We start from the raw sequence: 17,876 nt of genomic DNA, 5'->3' as shown, positions 1-17,876 counted from the left end.
AATGACGGTATTGATCAAGGGCGCCGGCGTCGCCGGCCTTGCCGCCGCCTTCGAGCTCAGCCGCCGCGGGATCGCGGTGGAGGTGCTGGACGCGGCGGAAACCGTGGGAACCGGCGCGTCCAGCTATGCCGGTGGCATGATCGCGCCCCATTGCGAACGCGAAGCGGCCGACGAAGCAGTGCTGACGCTCGGGCTTTCCGCCGCAGACTGGTGGGAGGAGGCTGCCCCCGGCGAAGTGTTTCGCAGGGGCACATTGGTGATCGCCGCGGGACGGGACAGCGGTGAGCTCGACCGCTTCGCCGCCCGCACCCGCGGATACGAATGGGTCGGCGGCAATGCGATCGCTGAACTCGAACCGGACCTCGCGGGCCGGTTCGACCGCGCGCTGTTCTTTCCCGAAGAGGCCCATCTCGATCCGCGAAAGGCAATGGACGGCCTTTACGCGACGCTCGTGGAGCGAGGCGTGCGCTTCCATCTCGGGAGCACCGACCTGCCGTCCGATACGTCCTTCTCGGCAGTGGTCGAATGCACAGGCGCGGCGGCGATTGCCACCACGACCGGCCTACGTGGTGTCCGGGGTGAGATGCTCTTTCTGGAAACTTCTGAGATCAGCCTCTCAAGGCCTGTCCGCCTGCTTCATCCACGCCACCCGCTCTATATCGTGCCGCGAGACAACCATCGTTTCATGGTCGGCGCGACCATGATCGAAACCGATGATGATGGACCGATCACCGCCCGCTCGGTGATGGAGTTCCTGAACACCGCTTACGCAGTTCACCCCGCGTTCGGCGAGGCTCGCGTCGTGGAGATGGGCGTTGGTGTCCGGCCCGCCTTTGCAGACAACCTGCCGCGTGTCCTCGACCGCGACGATGGCTTCGCGATCGCCGGCATGTACCGCCACGGCTTCCTGCTTGCGCCCGCCATGGCGCGGCAACTCGCAGAAAAGCTCTGCGGAGCGGAGCATCCGCCGTTCTCCCCCAATCCTCCTTTCCGACAGGGAGCAACCCAATGACCTACATCGTCAACGGCGAGACCTTGGAGAGCAGCGCAAGGACGCTGTCGGAGCTGCTGCTGGCGCTCGAATACGAAGGAGAGTGGCTCGCAACCGCTGTCAACGGCGAACTCGTGCACCGGACCGACAGGGCAAACCATCGGCTCAATGATCGCGACCGGATCGAAATTCTTTCGCCGATGAAGGGAGGCTGAAGATGCTGACACTATACGGACGGGAACTCGGTTCGCGCATGCTGCTCGGCACGGCGCGCTACCCCTCCCCCGCAATCCTCGCCGATGCCGTCCGGCAGGCGGGCACCGAGGTTGTCACGGTGTCGCTCCGTCGTGAAACGGCAGGCGGCCGCTCGGGCGGCGCCTTCTTCGAGCTCATCCGCGAGCTTGGCGTACGCGTGCTGCCGAATACGGCCGGCTGTCATTCCGCATCGGAAGCCGTGCTGACGGCGAAGATGGCGCGCGAGGTCTTCGGCACGAACTGGATCAAGCTCGAGGTCATCGGCAATCACGATACGCTTCAGCCGGACGTCTTCGGGCTTGTCGAGGCGGCACGCATCCTGGCCGGCGAGGGTTTCGAGGTCTTTCCCTATACGACCGACGATCTCGTCGTTGCCGAACGGCTGGTCGAGGCGGGCTGCAAGGTGTTGATGCCCTGGTGCGCGCCGATCGGCAGCGCCATGGGGCCGCAGAACATCGCGGCGCTTCGAACCATGCGCGCGCATTTTCCCGAGGTGCCGCTGATCGTCGACGCCGGCATCGGCCGTCCGTCGCACGCGACGATCGTCATGGAGCTCGGCTACGACGCGGTGCTGCTCAATACCGCCGTTGCCGGCGCCGGCAACCCGGCGCTGATGGCTGCAGCCTTCGCCAAGGCAATTGACGCCGGCCGCGCCGCGTTCGAGGCCGGAATGCTCGAACCGCGCGACATGGCCGTGCCCTCGACCCCCGTCATCGGAAAGGCGGTCTTCTCGTGAAGCTCGACCCGTTCTACCTCATCGTCGACAGTGCCGCCTGGATCGAGCGATTGGTGCCGCTCGGCGTGAAACTGGTGCAACTTCGGATCAAGGACCGAAACGACGAAGACATCCGCGGCCAAATCCGCGTCGCCAAGGCGGTCTGCGCCGCCCATCGCTGCCAATTGATCGTCAACGACTACTGGCAGATCGCGATCGAGGAAGGATGCGACTTCGTTCATCTCGGTCAGGAGGACCTTGCCGAGGCCGACGTCGCGACGATCCGCGCCGCCGGGCTGAAGCTCGGCCTAAGCACCCATGACGAGACCGAGCTCGAAACCGCGCTCGCCGCCGAGCCCGACTACGTGGCGCTCGGTCCGATCTATCCGACGATCCTCAAGAAGATGAAATGGGAGCCGCAAGGGCTTGCCCGCATCTCCGCCTGGCGCGAGCGCGTGCGGCCGCTTCCGCTGGTCGCGATCGGGGGATTGAACACCGACCGGCTCGAAGGCGTCTTCGCCCACGGCGCCGATAGTGCCGCCGTCGTCACCGACATCACGCTCAATGCCGATCCGGAAGGGCGGACGCAGGAATGGATCGAAAGGACCGCACGCTGGCGCTGAGCCCGACTACTGCATGATTCCTTAAATCGGAATCAATTGAAAATCATGCAGTGTCTCAAAGCGTTACAGCGACCTTTGCGCGTCCGATTGGACGCGCGGCGCTGTACGGCGTTCACGCCGCGCGATCGGCGCGCCGGTTGAAGGCGAGCGTCGGATCCTGGGCATATACGAGCCCGGGCTGGACGATCCATTCCCCGGTCCTGAGCGACTGGACATCGAACCGGCCTCTCTCGTCGCGCGACGCGACACCGACGAACCGATACTGAAGCCCGTTATCGTCGATGACGATCTCGCGGATCGGGCGACCGGCGAGATGTCCGATGACCCGTCCTTCGAATTGCACATTCGCCAGGATGAAATACTCAATTGGCAGGTTCCGGCTGGTCTTCCAGGTAATCCTGAAGCCGTTCTTGATCTTCATCGTCTCTTACTCATTGCAAGCAGCGGCGGCCACGCCGCCGACACTCATCTTCAGGTCGGGCCCGCTTGACGCGATAACTATGGAATTCTGAAGGCAACGGCCCGCCAAAAGCGGGTATCCCGTTCCGCGCCACCGTGGCCCGAAGTCGCATACACCTCACTCATCTCAAAGACATGAGGAACGCATAAGTTCCGGCAGGCCGGCACGTTGCTTTCGCTTCGGTAACGCGACCGTTAGTCTGGAACTTCGGTCTGCACCCTCGTCGGTCGCGGCCACGGCAAAGCTTCTCCTCGCAACGTCATTCCTGTGCTTGTCACAGGAAGCCAGCCAGCCCAAGTCCTTGGGCTGAGGAAACTCTTCCGCGTCGCTGCCGAATTTAAGATCTTGCAGCCGGCTCCGCCGACGCGGAATTGCCGGAGAAAGCAAAGACGTCGATCGGTGCGTCGAGCCCCCTTACCGGATGGGAGCCGAGATTTTCCAACTCGCCTTGGCATCTGGCCATTTCGACGAAGGCCCTGGAGAGCAGAATGGGCCGTTTGATCACCTTTGTCAGGCTTTCGAGGCGGGATGCGATGTTCACCGCCGGCCCGATCACCGTGAAATCGAGGCGTTTGCTTGAGCCGATATTGCCGTACATCACGTCGCCCACATGGACGCCGATGCCGTAGCCCAGCGGTTCATGGCCCTTTTGCACGTTCTCCTCGTTCAGCCTGGCAAGCGCCGCCTGCGCTTCGCCGATGGCGCTGAGAAGATTGCTGCAGGCCATCGGATCGCTCAGCGGGAAAATCGCCAGCAGGCCATCGCCCATGAACTTGAGTATCTCGCCGCCATGCCGCTCGATCGGCTCGCACATCGCGTCGAAATAACCGTTCAAGAGTTCGATCACGTCGTCGCGCGGCCAAAGGTCGGACAGTTTCGTGAAGTCGCGAAGATCGCAGATCAGGATCGCGGCGCCGACCGTCACCCCGCTGCCGCGCGTCGTCGCGCCGGCGAGGATCTGTTCGCTCGCATGCGGTCCGACATAGGTCTCCAGCAGCGTGCGGGCGAAGCGGTTCTTCAGCCTGATCTCGCTGACAAGCGCCAGCGCCGGCAGAAGATCGGCGAAGACCGCCATGTGCTCCTCGCTGAAGCCGCCCGGCCTGTCGCTCGCGAAAGTAACGGCATGCCGCTTGCCGAGCGTGTGCTCGAGCGGCCAGATGAAATAGTCGGTGAGGCCGCTGGCGCGCAGTTCATCGTAAAGCGGATACTGCGGGCTGTCCGCCGCGGGATCATCAAGGTGCGCCCGCACCTCCGGCGCGCCGTTGTTGAACTCGTGCAGCGGGCTGTTCAGATACTGCTCCGTATCCTCGATGCCGTATTCATAAGTCTGCAGTTCCGCCTCCGACAGGCCTTTCCGCCAGAGGATGCGCGCGCCGATCCATTGCGGATGGTGAATCCTGAAGTGAAGCGAGGCCCGAGCGACCGGCACGCCAGCCGCCACCAGCCGCTCGCACATCTCCACCAGAATATTGTCGATGAAACGCTCGCCGCGGGTCTCGTTGATCAACCAGTCGAGGACTTTCCGGCTTCGCGCCGGCCGGGTTCCGTCGTCCTGGCGCGCGTCGGCGAGGCTCGGATTCAATAGCGACTGCATTGCGACACTCCGTCATCACCGCCAGCGCCGTTGCATCTTCTCGGATCCACGCAGGTGCTGCGGCGCTTCGAATCGCTGCATGTTCCCACTGCAATCGACACCGATTTGAGCAGACATGCAGGATATACATTGGGTTAATGTGGCGCACCGCGGCACGATTTTTAAGGGGCCGGTTGTGGAAAAGCCCCGGAACGATCGTTCCGGGGCTTTCTTACCGCCTGACCGGGAGAAATGTCAGGCGGCCTGAACCTTTTTCGAAACACGCGACCATTCCGGGATCCAGTCGCGGTGTGCGGCGAGCAGGTCGTCGACGAGCGACCAGATCTGGTCGAGGTCGAGTTCGGCGGCCGTATGCGGATCCATCATCGCTGCGTGATAGAGGTGCTCGCGATTCTCGGTCACGAGCGCCTGGACCGTCAGCTCCTGGACGTTGATGTTGGTACGGATCAGCGCGGTCAACTGCGGCGGCAGCGCGCCGATATAGGTCGGCTGGATGCCGGAAGCATCGACCAGGCACGGCACTTCCGCGGCGCAGTTTTCCGGCAACGAGGTGATGCAGCCGTTGTTCCTGACGTTGCCGTAAATGACCGAGGGTTCGCCGGTCCAGACCGAGTTCATGATCGACGAGGCATATTCGGGGCTCTCCTTGAGCTCGATCGTCTCGGCCTCCTTGTAGGCTGCCGCCTGGCCCTTCCAGCGTTCGATCTGCTCGATGCAGCGCTTCGGATATTCGTCGAGCGGAATGCCGAACTTTTCGATGAGATCCGGACGCCCCTCCTTGATGAAATAGGGCGTGTACTCGGCGAAATGCTCGGAGCTCTCGGTGACGAAATAGCCGAGCCGCGTCAGCATCTCGTAGCGCACCTTGTTCGGGCAGCGCGCGTTCCAGTGGCTGGGCTTCGGGAAGCGTCCTTCGCGGTAGCCGCGGAGCAGGTCCGGATAGAGGTCGCGATAGCTACCGTCCGCCTGCCGGTGCTCGAACTTCAGGTAGAAGGCCATGTGGTTGATACCGGCGGCGCGGTAGCGGATTTCCTCGACCGGGATGTCGAGATCACGGGCAAGCTCGAAGGCGGTGCCCTGCACCGAATGGCAGAGGCCGACCTGCCGGATCGTCGGGTATTTCTCCGCGATCGCCCAGGTGTTGATCGCCATCGGGTTGACATATTGCAGGAGGATCGCCTCGGGGCAGACCGCGAGCATGTCCTCGCAGATCTTCCAGAGATGCGGCACGGTGCGTAAGCCCCGCATGATGCCGCCGACGCCGAGCGTGTCGGCGATCGTCTGGCGCAGACCGTATTTCTTCGGCACCTCGAAGTCGGTGACGGTGCAGGGCTCGTAGCCGCCGATCTGGAAGGCGACGACGACGAAGTCGGCCCCTTCGAGCGCCTTCAACTGGTTCGAATGGGTCTCGACCTTCGCCTTGACGCCGAGCGTGCGCACGAGCTTGCCGGCGACGATCTCGCTTTCTGCGAGACGCTCCGGGTTCACGTCCATCAGCGCGATGGTGGCGGCCGAGAGCGCCGGACGCTGCAGCACATCGCCGATGATGTTCTTCATGAAGACGGTGGAGCCGGCGCCGATGAAGGTGATCTTGGGTTGCCTAGTCATGGGATACCTCTGTTTGAAGGTCATGCGGCTACATCGAAGGCGGCCCTGACGAGCCGTTCGGTGTAGGCGGTCTTGGGATTGGAAAGGATTTCGCTCACCGGCCCCTCTTCGACGATCTTGCCGTTTTGCATCACGACCACACGATGGCAGAGCGCGCGCACGACTTTGAGGTCGTGGGAGATGAAAAGATAGCTCAGGCCCCGCTCGTCCTGGAGCTTGCGCAACAGGTCGATGATCTGGGCCTGTACCGAGAGATCGAGCGCCGAGGTCGGCTCGTCGAGCAGGATGAACTCTGGCTCCAGCGCGATAGCGCGGGCAATCGCGATGCGCTGGCGCTGGCCGCCGGAAAACTCGTGCGGGAAGCGCGACAGGATGTTGGCCGGCATGCCGGCGCTGACAAGCGCGTCCTCAACACGCGCCAACCGGTCCTGGCGATTGTGACCGATCCCATTGACGATCAGGCCTTCCTCGATGATCTGGCCGACGGACATTCGCGGATTGAGCGAGGCGAACGGGTCCTGGAAGACGATCTGGATCCGCGAGCGCAACGGCCGCATCGCCTTGCGGTCCTTGCCGTGGATCGGCTGACCATCGAAGTAGATCTCCCCGCTATCGGTGTTGATAAGCCGGATCAGAGCCTGGCCGAAGGTGGTCTTGCCCGAGCCGGATTCGCCGACGAGACCGAGCGTTTCGTGCCGCCGCAGGTGAAGGTTCAGGCTGTCGACGGCGACGAGCTCCTTCAGCTCCGGCTTGAAGAAGCCGCCCTTCTTCAGCATGAAGGAAACCCTGACGTCCCGGCCATCGAGCACGATCGGTGCATTGTCCGGCAGCGGATTGGCCGCGCCCGAAGGCTCGGAGGCGAGCAACCGGCGCGTATACGCGTGAAGCGGATTGGCGAAGAGTGCGGCGGTGGTGTTGTGTTCCTTCACCTCGCCGTATTGCATGACGTAGACGTAATCCGAGAACTGCCGGACGACCGTCAGGTCGTGGGTGATCAGGATCACGGCCATGCCGAGTTCCTTTTGCAGCTTGCGGATCAGGTTCAAAATCTGCGCCTGCACGGTGACGTCGAGCGCCGTCGTCGGCTCATCCGCAATCAAGACGTCCGGGTCGTTGGCGAGCGCCATGGCGATCATCACCCGCTGGCGCTGGCCGCCGGAAAGCTGATGCGGATATTGGTTGAGCCGCGCTTCCGGGTCGGGGATCTGCACGTGACGCAGCAGCTCCAGCGCCCGTTCGCTCGCCGCGCGGCGGCTGACGCGACGGTGGGCGCGGATCGCCTCGATGATCTGGCTGCCGATCGTATAGACCGGGTTCAGCGAGCTCATCGGCTCCTGGAAGATCATCGAGATCCGGTCGCCCCTGAGCGCCCGGCGCTGCCGCGCGGAAAATTTCAGCACGTCCTTGCCGTCATAGTCGATGCGCGAATGCGAGGCGATCGTGGCGCGCTTGGACAAGAGCCCCATGATGCTGCGCGCCGTCACCGACTTGCCGGAGCCGGACTCGCCGACGATCGCGACGGTCTCGCCGCGATAGAGCTGGAAAGAAACGTCCTTCACCGCTTCGACCGTTCCGTGCTCGACCTTGAAGGTGACCGCGACTTTGCGCACGTCGATGATCGGTCTCGCGCCCTTCGTCGCAAGGTCGCGCCTTTCTTCCGGGGCCGGGGCAATGGTTTCCGTCGTCGCCATCGGCGTGCTCCTCAGTAGGGGTCAATTGCGTCGCGCAGGCCGTCACCCAGCGCATTGAAAGCGAAGACGGTGACGAGCACGAAGGCGACGGGCGAGAGAATCCAGGGATAAGACCCGATCGCCGAGTAATTTGCCGTATCCTGCAACATCAGCCCCCAGGAAATGAGCGGCGGTTTCACCGCAAAGCCGAGGAAGCCGAGGAAGGATTCGAGCAGCACCACCTGCGGGATCGACAGCGTCACGGCGACGATGACGTGGCTCATCACGTTCGGGAAGATGTGCTGGAAGATGATGCGCCGGTCCGTCGCCCCGATCGCGATCGCCGCCCGCACATAGTCGATCCGGGCGAGCGCCAGCGTCTTGCCGCGGACCTCGCGCGACATCTGCGCCCAGCCGAGCGCCGACATCACGATGATGACGAAGGCGAGGAACACGCTGGTCGGCGCCGTCACCGGGATCAGCGAGGCGAGCGCCAGATAGAGCGGCAATTGCGGAAAGGCGAGCACGAGCTCGACGAAACGCTGTACCCAGGCATCGAAGCGGCCGCCGAAATAGCCGGACACCATGCCGACGGTCGTGCCGACCACGGTGACGATGAAGACGACGATGAGCGCGATCATCAGCGAGATGCGCGAGCCGTGAAGAATGCGCGAGAGCACGTCGCGGCCGAACTTGTCGGTGCCGAGGAAATGGACTGCCGTCCCGTCAACCGCGCCGAAGAGATGGCGCTCCGCCGGGATAAGACCCAGCAGCCGGTACGGCGCGCCCTTGACGAAAAAGCCGAGGACCTGCGGATTGTCGTAATCCGGGCCGATCACCGGCTGGAAGGTGATCGGGTCGAGCTCTTCCGTCTCGCGCACCGGATAGCTGCGCGGCGGGAAGACGAAGTTGCCGTCCTTGTCGTGGATGCTGATCGCCTGCGGCGGCGCGAAGCCGACGCCGGTCGCCTTCGGATCCACCGGCGACAGGAAATCGGCGAAGAGCGCCATCAGGATCAGCAGGCTGACGAGGATCAGGCCGAGCAGACCGGTCCAGGATCGCTTGAGGCGGCGCCAGACGAGCGCGGAATAGCTTTCGTTGTGGTGCTTTTCCTGCGGCTGCACGGAGAGCGGGATGGTGCTGTGTGTTTCGACACTCATGCGTGGGCCCCTCCTCCCATCCGCACCCGGGGATCGAGGGCGGCAAGCAGCAGGTCGGCGATGATGTTGCCGACGATCAGCGTTGCGGAGAGAACCAGCATGAAGGTGGCGGTGACATAGACGTCGCCGACCCACATCGAGCCGACGATGGCCGGGCCGACCGTCGGCAGCGCGAAGATAATCGCCGTCTCGATCTCGCCGGTCAGCATGTAGGGAAGCACGACACCCTGATACATGATCAGCGGGTGAAGGGCATTGGGAACAGCATGCCGCATGACGACGGCACCTTCGCTCAAACCCTTGGCGCGCGCCGTCTCGACATATTGCGCGTTCAGCGTGTCGAGCAGATTGCCGCGCATGACGCGCATATTGTAGGCGAGGCCGCCGAAGGTGGCGATCGCGACGACCGGCCAGACATGCTTCACCAGATCGACGAACTTGTCCCAAGACCACGGCGCCCCGCCAAAGCGGGCAGAATGGAAGCTGTTGATCTCGCTGACATTCAAATGGAAGACGAGGACGTAGACGATGATCAGCGCCATCAGGAAGCGCGGCACCGTCATGCCGAGGAACGAGATGGTCGAAAGCAGGCTGTCGACCCAGGAATATTGCCGCGTCGCGGCAAGGATGCCGAAGGATATGCCGAAAAGCGACGCCAGAAGGTGGCACACGAGCGCCAGCGCCAGGGTGCGCGGCAGGCGTTCGCCGACGACGTCGGCAACCGGCTTGTTGTAATAGAGGCTGTGGCCGAAATCGCCGCGCGTGAGGATCCCTGTGATCCAGTTGACGTACTGGATCGGCAGCGGCTGATCGAGGCCGTGTTCCTTGCGATAGGCCTGCGCCTGCGCGTCGGCTTCCTCGAAGGAGGCTCCGCCCTGATTGATGAGCTGCGAGCGGATGTAGTCGCTGTAGTCACCGGGCGGCGCCTGGATGATGGCAAAGGTCGCCACGCTCAGGACAAGCAATACCGGAATGGCAGAGGCGATGCGGACAAGCAGAAATCTGAACATGCCGTTTCCTTCTGTCGTTCTTTGAAATCACGCAGTTCCCTCCGACTCCCGTGGGGCGGGAGCCGGAGGCATGGTTCGGCGGCTTCAGTTACTGGGTCCACTTTCGCCGGGCTTGCCGGGAAGCTGTTCCGGATAAAGCTCGTAGTCGCCCTGCTTGTCGGCTGCGACGAAGACCCGCTCGCGGATGATCGTATCTTCGGCCCAGTTGAACATGAAGATCGGCGCGCCGGTCGGAATGTTCGAGAAGCGCTTGTTGATGATCAGCGCGCCCGGATATTCCGTCAGGCCGACGGTATCGACATTGGTCGTCGCGGTCTTCTGGTACTGCTTCATCAACGCCGCCCGCTCGTCATTGTCGTTGCTGGCTATGAACTTGTTGACGAGATCGACGAGCTCCTGCTCATAGGGCATCAGGTCGACGGTGCCGCTTTCAGGGGCACGGTGGTGCCAGCTCGTGCGCGGACCGGTCGGGGCAAGCTGCGTCGTATTCTGCACCACCGACGTCAGCTCCTGGTCGTTGCGGCGGATCAGCCAGTCGAATTTGCCCGCATATTGTGTCGCGTCGCGCTTGGTGCCGTCGACGGCGTTGATAACGACCTTGAGGCCGAGCTGCTCCATCTGGCCGATCAGGCCTTCGGCGAGATTGCGGTCGGTGCCGTAGTCGGAATTGACGAGCAGCACGATCTGCACATCCGCGCCGCCCGCGGTTCCTTCCGGGAAGTTGACGAAGCCGTTGCCGTCCGTGTCCTTGAGCCCGACCTTCTCGAGCAGCGCCTTGGCGCCATCGAGGTCAAACGCATAGTACATGGTCGACTGCCGGTCGTAGAAGCTCGTACCAGAGGAGAGCCCGCCCGGATAGATCGCCGTGAACGGACCCTTGACCAGCGCTTCGCCGAGCTTCTTGCGGTCGATCGCCATGGTCACGGCCTTGCGGAAGTCGAGGTTGCGATTGAGCTCGCGCACCGCCTGGGCCCGCGTATCCGGCTCGCCCCAGCCATTGGCCGAGAAGTTCAGGCGCAGATTGTAGCCTATGACGCGGGGACCGAAGGCAAGCCGTGCCGGCGCTGCCTTATCGGCCGCGCGTTTCAGCGACTCGACGAAATTCTCCGGTTGCTCGAGGTTCGAGAAATCGCCCGAACCGGCGATCGCCTGCACGTCGCGATCGGCCCAGGTCGAAAGCTTGTAGTGCAGTTCGTTGAGGTAAGGCAGCTGGTTGCCGGCCTCGTCGACTTTCCAGTAGTAGGGGTTGCGGCGCAGCACGATGATGTCGTCCGCCCGGTAGGCGACCGGCACCCAGGCGCCCATCACCGGAATGTTCAGGTATTCCGCCGGAAAGCCGTTCTTGTACTGGTCATAGGTCGTGCCGGCATATTTCGGGTGCTTGGTCTTGAGGATATGCGAAGGGCCGGGGCAGAAGGTGCCGTAGGCCATCGCGTAGAGATGCTGGCGCGGAAAGGCTTCCTTGAAGGTCCATTCGACCGTGTATTTGTCGATCTGCTTCAGCGTCGTTCCAACCCCGAACGTCTCGGGGGTCGCGCCGTTCAGCGGGGAAACGTTCGGATCGACGACGTTGTCCTCCCAGTAGAACATCACATCCTCGGCATCGAAGGGATCGCCATCCGACCATTTCGCGCCCTCGACGAGATGCATGGTCAGCTTGTGGCCGTCCTCGGACCATTCCCAGCTTTTCGCAAGGTTCGGCAGCGGCTCCACATCGGCAGCTTCCACCTGGAACAGCGGCGCGGTGCGCGTCAGGCATTCCGACATGCCGATGTCGATGCCGCCCCAGCCTTGAGTCTGGCCGGCGCTGTAGTTCCAGCCTTCGGGCCGCCCGCCGATGACGTGGCGGAGTACGTCGCCATAAACGCCCACGCCATCCGGCATGTTGCCGGTCTTGAAGACCATCGGCTCCTTCGGCAGCCGCTCCGCCACCGGCGGCAGCTTGCCGGTCTTGACGAATTTCTCCGTCACCCAGTCCGGCTCCTTGTATTCGGGCAGGGCCTTGAACTCCAGAAGCGCGTCGCGCGGGACATAGGTGATCTTGCCCTGCGCCGGAAACGGCGGTTGCTCGGGCACGACGGTCGGCTCCGACGCAAAGGCCTCGACGGCGAAGGCGGAAATACCGACCAGCAGGGCGGCCGTTGTCTTCAATCGGTGCGTTCTCATTGGCTTAAGGTTCTCCCTCCTCAATTCGCCACGCCGGGGCGGGTGGCGCTCCTTCTTGGCCACGAGCACCCGCGTCTCCTCACGCAGATGTCCTCGGGTCTCCATTCAATGCGGATGCGGCGAACCACCCGTTTTGGGATTGCCCCTCATCCGGCCTGCCGGCCACCTTCTCCCCGCAGGCGGGGCGAAGGAGACGCGCGGCGCCCGCTTAAGTCCCCTCTCCCCGCCTGCGCGGAGAGGGCTAGGCGTGAGGGGCAATCGCGGGCCAGACGGGTTGTCGCCATCATTCAAGTTCGCCCGCCGACCTAACCAGCGGCGCGCAGCTTCGCGGCTTCCTTTTCCGCGCGGATTTCCTCGATCGAGCGCACCTCGCGGCGCGCCGCGCCCCTCCAGTCGCGGGTCTTGACCGTGGCGCGGGCGAGCCGCTCCTTCGCGGCATCGATCGCGTGGGCATATTGCGGCAGCCATTCGGCCTGGGCGACGACCATCTCGTCGACCATCTGCCACACCTCTTCGGGCGTGCAGATGGCGCCGACCAGCGGGTCGTGCAGCACCGCGAGCTTCAGAAGCTCTATATCGCCGGATATCGCCGCGTGAACCGACATGCGCTGGACGTTGATCGACGAGATGCAGGTGGCGGCGCACGCTTCCGGCAGCGTGATGCCCGAAACCATGTTGATGCCGAAGCGATCGACGAAGCCGGGCGATTCGATGATCGCATCCGCCGGCAGGTTGGTGATGACGCCATTGTTCTTGACGTTGAAGTGACCGCGATAGACCCGGCCGGTCTCAAGCGCCTCGAGAATATGGCTCGCATGTTCGTTCGAACGCCTCGCCGGATCGATCGGCTTGCCGGCGGAAGCCAAGAGCTGCGGATATTCCGTTTCGAACCAGTTGCGGGTTTCGGTCGAGTAGCGCAGATAACCGCCGGTCTCGCCATGGATCCAGTCCGACAGGTCGATCCATTTGGCGATCTCGTCCGGACGCTTGCGGTACCAGGGCAGGTATTCGGAAAGATGGCCGTTGCTTTCCGTCGAATAGACGCCGAAGCGCTTCAGGACGTCGATCCTGAGCTTTTCCTGCTTGGAGAAGACCGGATGAGCCTCGAAGGCGGCGACAAGCTCGTCCTTGCCGACCTTGCGACCATTGAGGCGCACATCGATGAACCAGGTCTGGTGGTTGATGCCGGAGCAGATATAGTCGAGCTCGCCTTCCCTGGCGCCGAGGATTTCTGCGATCTGCTCGCCGCCGTGCTGGACGCCGTGGCAAAGCCCGACGGTATCGACCTTGCCGTATTCGATCGCCGCCCAGGTGTTCATCGCCATCGGGTTGGCATAGTTCAGGAATTTGGCGCCGGCTTCCGCGACCTCGCGGATATCCTTGCAGAAATCGAGGATCACCGGAATGTTGCGCTGGCCGTAGAGAATACCGCCGGCGCAGATCGTATCGCCGACGCACTGGTCGACGCCATATTTCAGCGGAATGCGGATGTCGTCGGCATAGGCGCCGAGCCCGCCCACCCGAACGCAGCTGATGATGTAGCGCGCACCTTCGAGCGCCTTACGCCGTTCGGTGGTGGCCGTCACCCGCGTCGGCAGGCTGTTCGCCTCGACGATCCGGTCGAGGATCGTCTTGATCATGCCGAGGTTGTGTTCGCTCAGATCGGTGAGCGCGAATTCGACGTCCTGGAGCTCCGGCACAGAAAGTATGTCGGTGAAAAGCTTCTTGGTGAAGCCTATGCTGCCGGCACCGATAATGGCGATCTTGAAGCGGCTCATGGTCGTCTCGTTCCTCCTCGTCCTACGGCGTGCGCGCTATAAGGGTAAAATCAATTCACCGAGTTGACCCTGGTCGCAAAGTGCGACCTTTCCTCTCTCAGGTGCTTTTCCACTAAAGAAAGCAGCCGTCTTGCGCGATCTGCGGCCATTATGTGTATAATCAACCGCTCGACTAGAGAGGTATTGTGCTTTCATGGGTAATTCTGTGCTGCAGGATTTGATCGACCATGGCCCGGTGATGCGGACCGTTTCATTGCCGCGGGGAAGGCAGAGCCTGCATACCATGCCGACCAGCACCGGCTATGAGATAAGGACCGACGCGACCTATGATTGGGACGGGCGCAAGCGCGGGCAGACGCCGTTCACCGTGCTGCAGCACACGATCGGTGGCGCCGGCAACCTGCGCTACGAAAACCGCACCTATCGGCTGCGCGAGAGCGATACGCTGCTCCTGCTCGTGCCGCACAATCACCGCTATTGGCTGGAGGACGGCGGCCGCTGGGAGTTCTTCTGGATATCGATGAACGGCGAGGAGGCGTTGCGCATCCACCGCGCCATCCTGGCGGTCACGGGCCCTGTGCTGAAGCTGCAGCCGGAAACGATCGAGCATCTCGCCGATTGCAGTCTGCGGCTCATCAGCGGCGGCGAGACGCCCGGGCGCGCCTCGGCAATCGCCTACGAGGCGGCGATGGCTCTCTATGACGACGTCTTCGGCTCGCACCCGGTCTTCAGCCAGGAATACCGGACGATGCAGCACGTCATCGATCACATCATAGCGAACCTCGAAAAGCCGCTGCCGGTCGAGGAACTCGCAATGGTATCGGGCCTCAGCCGGGCGCATTTCTCGCGCGTCTTCGCGGCGAGCGAGGGCATGCCGCCGGCCGAATTCGTCCTGCAGAAGCGGCTGCAGCGGGCGGTGAAACTTCTGACCAAGGCGGCCAGCCTGCCGGTCAAGGAAGTCGCCATCATGTCAGGCTTCGACGACCCGAATTATTTCGCCAAGGTCTTCCGCCGCGTCTTCGGCGCAAGCCCGACCGAGTTCCGCACCACCGGCATGTATGCGAGCGTGCCTGCGAGAACTCAGAAAGTAAGCGAGTCCGTGACCACGCTAGCTGCTGCTTGCGATTGAAAAAGTGGCGATAAAAATTTACTAAATAAATGAGCAGAGCAAAAGCAGCGCGCAGCTGACAGGCGGGACGTAAGAGAATGGTCACAATCAAGGAAATCGCATCGGCCGTTGGCGTTTCGTCGGCGACGGTCTCGCGCGTCCTGAACTACGATCCGACGCTGTCGATCTCCACGAAGAAACGCCAGGCGATCATCGAGACCGCCGAAGCGCTCAACTATGCCACTCCGCGCAACCGCATCCGCGCCGCGGCCCAAGGCATCGGTGCCGGTTTGAAGATTGCGCTCGTCCATTTCCTCGATCCTGCCCAGGAACTCGCCGATCCCTACTATGTCGGCGTGCGGCTCGGCATCGAAAGCCGCTGCCAGGCGCTGAAAAGCGAGGTCGTGAAGGTCTTCCTGACCGGAAACGCTCCGGAAGCGGCGATCCTGGAAGGCGCCTCGGGCGTCGTTGCCGTCGGCCATTACTATGGCGACGAGCTCAATTGGCTTCGCCGCCATAGCCGCCATCTCGTCTTTGCCGATTATGCGCCTGCTGGAGATGTTGACGACGCCGTGCTGAGCGACGTTTCGCTCGCCATGACCCGGCTCCTGGAAGCCGTCCACGGCATGGGCTATCGCCGGATCGGCTTCATCGGCTGGATCGACGCCTTCTACGGCCCCGACAACATCCATTCGGAACGTCGCTGTCGCACCTATATCGATTGGATGACCAAGGCCGGGCTCTATGATCCGGAATTTTGCATGGTCGAACGTATGACGCCCGACAGCGGCTACACACTCGCCAAGGCGATGCTGTCGAGGCCCAATCCGCCACAGATCCTCATCACCTGCAACGACAACATGGCACTCGGGGCCTATCGGGCGATCCATGAAATGGGTCTTGAAATTCCTGACGACGTTGCCGTGGTCAGTTTCAACGACATTCCCGTCGCACAGTTCCTAGGGCCTCCGCTTTCCACCGTAAAAATTCCGGCGGAACTGATCGGGGAAACCGCGGTTGACCTGCTGCTCGAGCGCCTTTCCGGCCGCGAGATCGCCAAGAAGGTGGTTCTCGGTACCGAAATCATCTGGCGCGGAAGCACCCCTCGCGCTGCCGACGCCGCGGAAATTGTCGAAGCCAGGCGGGCGGCCGGAAGCTAAGAAGAGCGCCCCCGCAGGCGTGGAGAGCGGCTGAGCAGCCGCTCCGAGTCCTCTCCGCCCCGCTTGGGGAAGGTGGCCGCCAGGCCGGATGAGGGGGCAATTCAAAAGCCTCGAAAAATCTGAAGTAAAAATTTACTGAAAATATTGCCTCGTTTCCGATTTTGAGAAATACTCCCCGCCAGAGACAGGGAGGACTGTCTCGGGGACCGATTTCTGGGAGGAAACAATGGATAATTTGGCGCGTGCTTTGCCGCGCATCGCCGGCCTTGCGCTGGCGAGCGTGAGCTTCCTGGCGGTGACCGCTGCCCAGGCGAAGGAAATCACCATCTGGTGCTGGGATCCGAACTTCAACGTCGCGATCATGAAGGAGGCAGGCGCCCGCTATACGAAGACGCACCCGGATGTCACCTTCAACGTCGTCGATTTCGCCAAGACCGATGTCGAGCAGAAGCTCCAGACCGGTCTTGCGTCCGGCACCGCCGATGCGTTGCCCGATATCGTTCTCATCGAGGATTACGGCGCGCAGAAATATCTGCAGTCCTTCCCCGGCGCTTTTGCGCCTCTCTCCGGCACTGTCGACTATTCCGGCTTCGCTCCCTACAAGGTCCAGGTGATGACGGTTGGCGACCAGGTCTATGGCATGCCGTTCGATTCCGGCGTCACCGGGCTCTATTACCGCAAGGACTACCTTGAACAGGCCGGCTTCAAGCCGGAGGACATGCAGAACCTCACCTGGGATCGCTTCATCGAGATCGGCCAGCAGGTCGAGGAAAAGACCGGCAAGAAGATGATGGGGCTCGACCCCAACGATGCGGGCCTCGTCCGCATCATCATGCAGTCGGCGGGACAGTGGTATTTCGACAAGGATGGCAAGGCCAATGTCACCGGCAATCCTGCCCTGAAGGCAGCCCTTGAAACTGTCGGCAAGATCATGTCGGCCAATGTCTACAAGCCGGCAGCCGGCTGGTCCGACTGGGTTGGGACCTTCACCTCCGGCGATGTGGCCGCGGTCGTTACCGGCGTCTGGATCACCGGCACCGTCAAGGCGCAGCCGGATCAGGCCGGCAAATGGGGCGTCGCGCCCATTCCGAAGCTTGCAATCGACGGCGCAACGCATGCCTCGAACCTCGGCGGTTCGAGCTGGTATGTGCTTGAAAGCTCGGCGGAGAAGGCCGAGGCGATCGATTTCCTCAACGAGATCTACGGCAAGGACATCGATTTCTACCAGACGATCCTGCAGGATCGCGGTGCCGTCGGCTCGCTGCTCGCCGCACGCGGCGGGGCAGCTTACGAGGCGGCCGATCCCTTCTTCGGTGGCGAGAAGGTCTGGCAGAGCTTCTCCGACTGGCTGGCAAAGGTGCCGTCTGTGAACTACGGCATCTTCACCAACGAGGCGGATACCGCCGTCACCGCCCAGCTCCCGGCGCTGACGCAAGGCACGCCGGTCGACGATGTCCTCAAGGCGATCGACGCCGAGGTCAGCGCGCAGATCCAGTGACCGGATGCGGAAGGTGGGCGGGCAACCGCCCACCTTCGGCCGCGGCTCGATGCGCGGCTGACAGGTTTCCGTTCCTTCCC

General features: G+C 62.7%; 15 protein-coding genes. 7 read left to right on the top strand and 8 right to left on the bottom strand.

Annotation, left to right across the window (positions count from 1 at the left end):
* The first annotated feature begins 1 nt into the window (after position 1).
* Genes thiO through QN222_RS22855 form a run of 4 tightly spaced genes read left to right on the top strand, consistent with a single transcriptional unit; the run spans position 2 to position 2,584 of the window.
* A complete protein-coding gene (gene thiO / locus QN222_RS22870) occupies positions 2-1,012 on the top strand; it encodes a glycine oxidase ThiO (protein ID WP_283963435.1) in 1,011 nt (336 codons plus the stop codon).
* A complete protein-coding gene (thiS, locus tag QN222_RS22865) occupies positions 1,009-1,206 on the top strand; it encodes a sulfur carrier protein ThiS (protein WP_283963434.1) in 198 nt (65 codons plus the stop codon). Before thiO ends, thiS begins: the two co-directional genes overlap by 4 nt.
* A gap of 2 nt (positions 1,207-1,208) precedes the next feature.
* The gene (locus QN222_RS22860) at positions 1,209-1,982 is read left to right on the top strand and encodes a thiazole synthase (protein ID WP_283963433.1); all 774 of its coding nucleotides are present in this window, start codon (positions 1,209-1,211) and stop codon (positions 1,980-1,982) included.
* Positions 1,979-2,584 carry a thiamine phosphate synthase gene (locus QN222_RS22855; protein WP_283963432.1) on the top strand — a complete coding sequence of 202 codons (606 nt, stop codon included), beginning with the start codon at positions 1,979-1,981 and terminating at the stop codon, positions 2,582-2,584. Before QN222_RS22860 ends, QN222_RS22855 begins: the two co-directional genes overlap by 4 nt.
* A 112-nt stretch (positions 2,585-2,696) precedes the next feature.
* Here the strand turns inward: QN222_RS22855 and QN222_RS22850 are convergent, their stop codons facing one another.
* The 8 genes from QN222_RS22850 to QN222_RS22815 all read right to left on the bottom strand — a co-directional run bounded on the left by QN222_RS22850 (position 2,697) and on the right by QN222_RS22815 (position 14,030).
* Entirely contained in the window at positions 2,697-3,005 is a 309-nt protein-coding gene (locus QN222_RS22850; protein WP_283963431.1) for a hypothetical protein, read from the bottom strand.
* A gap of 376 nt (positions 3,006-3,381) precedes the next feature.
* A complete protein-coding gene (locus tag QN222_RS22845) occupies positions 3,382-4,638 on the bottom strand; it encodes an adenylate/guanylate cyclase domain-containing protein (protein WP_283963430.1) in 1,257 nt (418 codons plus the stop codon).
* A 234-nt stretch (positions 4,639-4,872) separates the two neighbouring features.
* A complete protein-coding gene (locus tag QN222_RS22840; protein WP_283963429.1) occupies positions 4,873-6,246 on the bottom strand; it encodes an alpha-glucosidase/alpha-galactosidase in 1,374 nt (457 codons plus the stop codon).
* Between the two features lie 20 nt (positions 6,247-6,266).
* Positions 6,267-7,937: an ABC transporter ATP-binding protein gene (locus QN222_RS22835; RefSeq protein ID WP_283963428.1), complete on the bottom strand. Its 1,671-nt coding sequence runs from the start codon at positions 7,935-7,937 to the stop codon at positions 6,267-6,269.
* An 11-nt stretch (positions 7,938-7,948) separates the two neighbouring features.
* Positions 7,949-9,076, bottom strand: a complete 1,128-nt coding sequence (locus QN222_RS22830) for an ABC transporter permease (protein WP_283963427.1) — start codon at positions 9,074-9,076, stop codon at positions 7,949-7,951.
* Positions 9,073-10,086 carry an ABC transporter permease gene (locus QN222_RS22825; protein ID WP_284005603.1) on the bottom strand — a complete coding sequence of 338 codons (1,014 nt, stop codon included), beginning with the start codon at positions 10,084-10,086 and terminating at the stop codon, positions 9,073-9,075. The genes QN222_RS22830 and QN222_RS22825 overlap by 4 nt, the downstream gene beginning before the upstream one ends.
* Before the next feature lie 84 nt (positions 10,087-10,170).
* Positions 10,171-12,252, bottom strand: coding sequence for an ABC transporter substrate-binding protein (locus QN222_RS22820; RefSeq protein WP_283964592.1), 2,082 nt, complete (start codon positions 12,250-12,252; stop codon positions 10,171-10,173).
* A gap of 305 nt (positions 12,253-12,557) precedes the next feature.
* Positions 12,558-14,030, bottom strand: a complete 1,473-nt coding sequence (locus QN222_RS22815; protein ID WP_283964591.1) for an alpha-glucosidase/alpha-galactosidase — start codon at positions 14,028-14,030, stop codon at positions 12,558-12,560.
* 193 nt (positions 14,031-14,223) lie between these two features.
* On the opposite strand from QN222_RS22815, the gene QN222_RS22810 reads away from it, so the two are divergent.
* The 3 genes from QN222_RS22810 (at position 14,224) to QN222_RS22800 (ending at position 17,796) form a co-directional block, all read left to right on the top strand.
* Positions 14,224-15,159: an AraC family transcriptional regulator gene (locus QN222_RS22810; protein ID WP_283964590.1), complete on the top strand. Its 936-nt coding sequence runs from the start codon at positions 14,224-14,226 to the stop codon at positions 15,157-15,159.
* 77 nt (positions 15,160-15,236) lie between these two features.
* A complete protein-coding gene (locus QN222_RS22805) occupies positions 15,237-16,298 on the top strand; it encodes a LacI family DNA-binding transcriptional regulator (protein ID WP_283964589.1) in 1,062 nt (353 codons plus the stop codon).
* A 226-nt stretch (positions 16,299-16,524) separates the two neighbouring features.
* On the top strand, positions 16,525-17,796 hold the full coding sequence (locus tag QN222_RS22800; protein WP_283964588.1) for an extracellular solute-binding protein: 1,272 nt from the start codon (positions 16,525-16,527) through the stop codon (positions 17,794-17,796).
* Positions 17,797-17,876: the final 80 nt, after the last annotated feature.

The organism is Sinorhizobium sp. 6-70 (assembly GCF_030124375.1).
Taxonomy (GTDB): domain Bacteria; phylum Pseudomonadota; class Alphaproteobacteria; order Rhizobiales; family Rhizobiaceae; genus Sinorhizobium.
Note: the sequence above shows the minus strand (reverse complement) of the source record. Positions and strands in the feature narration are given on the sequence as shown.

What these genes read in the sequence shown, in the direction of transcription:
- QN222_RS22820 (WP_283964592.1), bottom strand. Translation starts at nt 12,252, where the DNA reads ATGAGAACGCACCGATTGAAGACAACGGCCGCCCTGCTGGTCGGTATT.
- QN222_RS22840 (WP_283963429.1), bottom strand. Translation starts at nt 6,246, where the DNA reads ATGACTAGGCAACCCAAGATCACCTTCATCGGCGCCGGCTCCACCGTC.
- QN222_RS22845 (WP_283963430.1), bottom strand. Translation starts at nt 4,638, where the DNA reads ATGCAGTCGCTATTGAATCCGAGCCTCGCCGACGCGCGCCAGGACGAC.
- QN222_RS22850 (WP_283963431.1), bottom strand. Translation starts at nt 3,005, where the DNA reads ATGAAGATCAAGAACGGCTTCAGGATTACCTGGAAGACCAGCCGGAAC.
- QN222_RS22810 (WP_283964590.1), top strand. Translation starts at nt 14,224, where the DNA reads ATGGGTAATTCTGTGCTGCAGGATTTGATCGACCATGGCCCGGTGATG.
- QN222_RS22825 (WP_284005603.1), bottom strand. Translation starts at nt 10,086, where the DNA reads ATGTTCAGATTTCTGCTTGTCCGCATCGCCTCTGCCATTCCGGTATTG.
- QN222_RS22830 (WP_283963427.1), bottom strand. Translation starts at nt 9,076, where the DNA reads ATGAGTGTCGAAACACACAGCACCATCCCGCTCTCCGTGCAGCCGCAG.
- QN222_RS22815 (WP_283964591.1), bottom strand. Translation starts at nt 14,030, where the DNA reads ATGAGCCGCTTCAAGATCGCCATTATCGGTGCCGGCAGCATAGGCTTC.
- thiS (WP_283963434.1), top strand. Translation starts at nt 1,009, where the DNA reads ATGACCTACATCGTCAACGGCGAGACCTTGGAGAGCAGCGCAAGGACG.
- thiO (WP_283963435.1), top strand. Translation starts at nt 2, where the DNA reads ATGACGGTATTGATCAAGGGCGCCGGCGTCGCCGGCCTTGCCGCCGCC.
- QN222_RS22860 (WP_283963433.1), top strand. Translation starts at nt 1,209, where the DNA reads ATGCTGACACTATACGGACGGGAACTCGGTTCGCGCATGCTGCTCGGC.
- QN222_RS22835 (WP_283963428.1), bottom strand. Translation starts at nt 7,937, where the DNA reads ATGGCGACGACGGAAACCATTGCCCCGGCCCCGGAAGAAAGGCGCGAC.
- QN222_RS22805 (WP_283964589.1), top strand. Translation starts at nt 15,237, where the DNA reads ATGGTCACAATCAAGGAAATCGCATCGGCCGTTGGCGTTTCGTCGGCG.
- QN222_RS22800 (WP_283964588.1), top strand. Translation starts at nt 16,525, where the DNA reads ATGGATAATTTGGCGCGTGCTTTGCCGCGCATCGCCGGCCTTGCGCTG.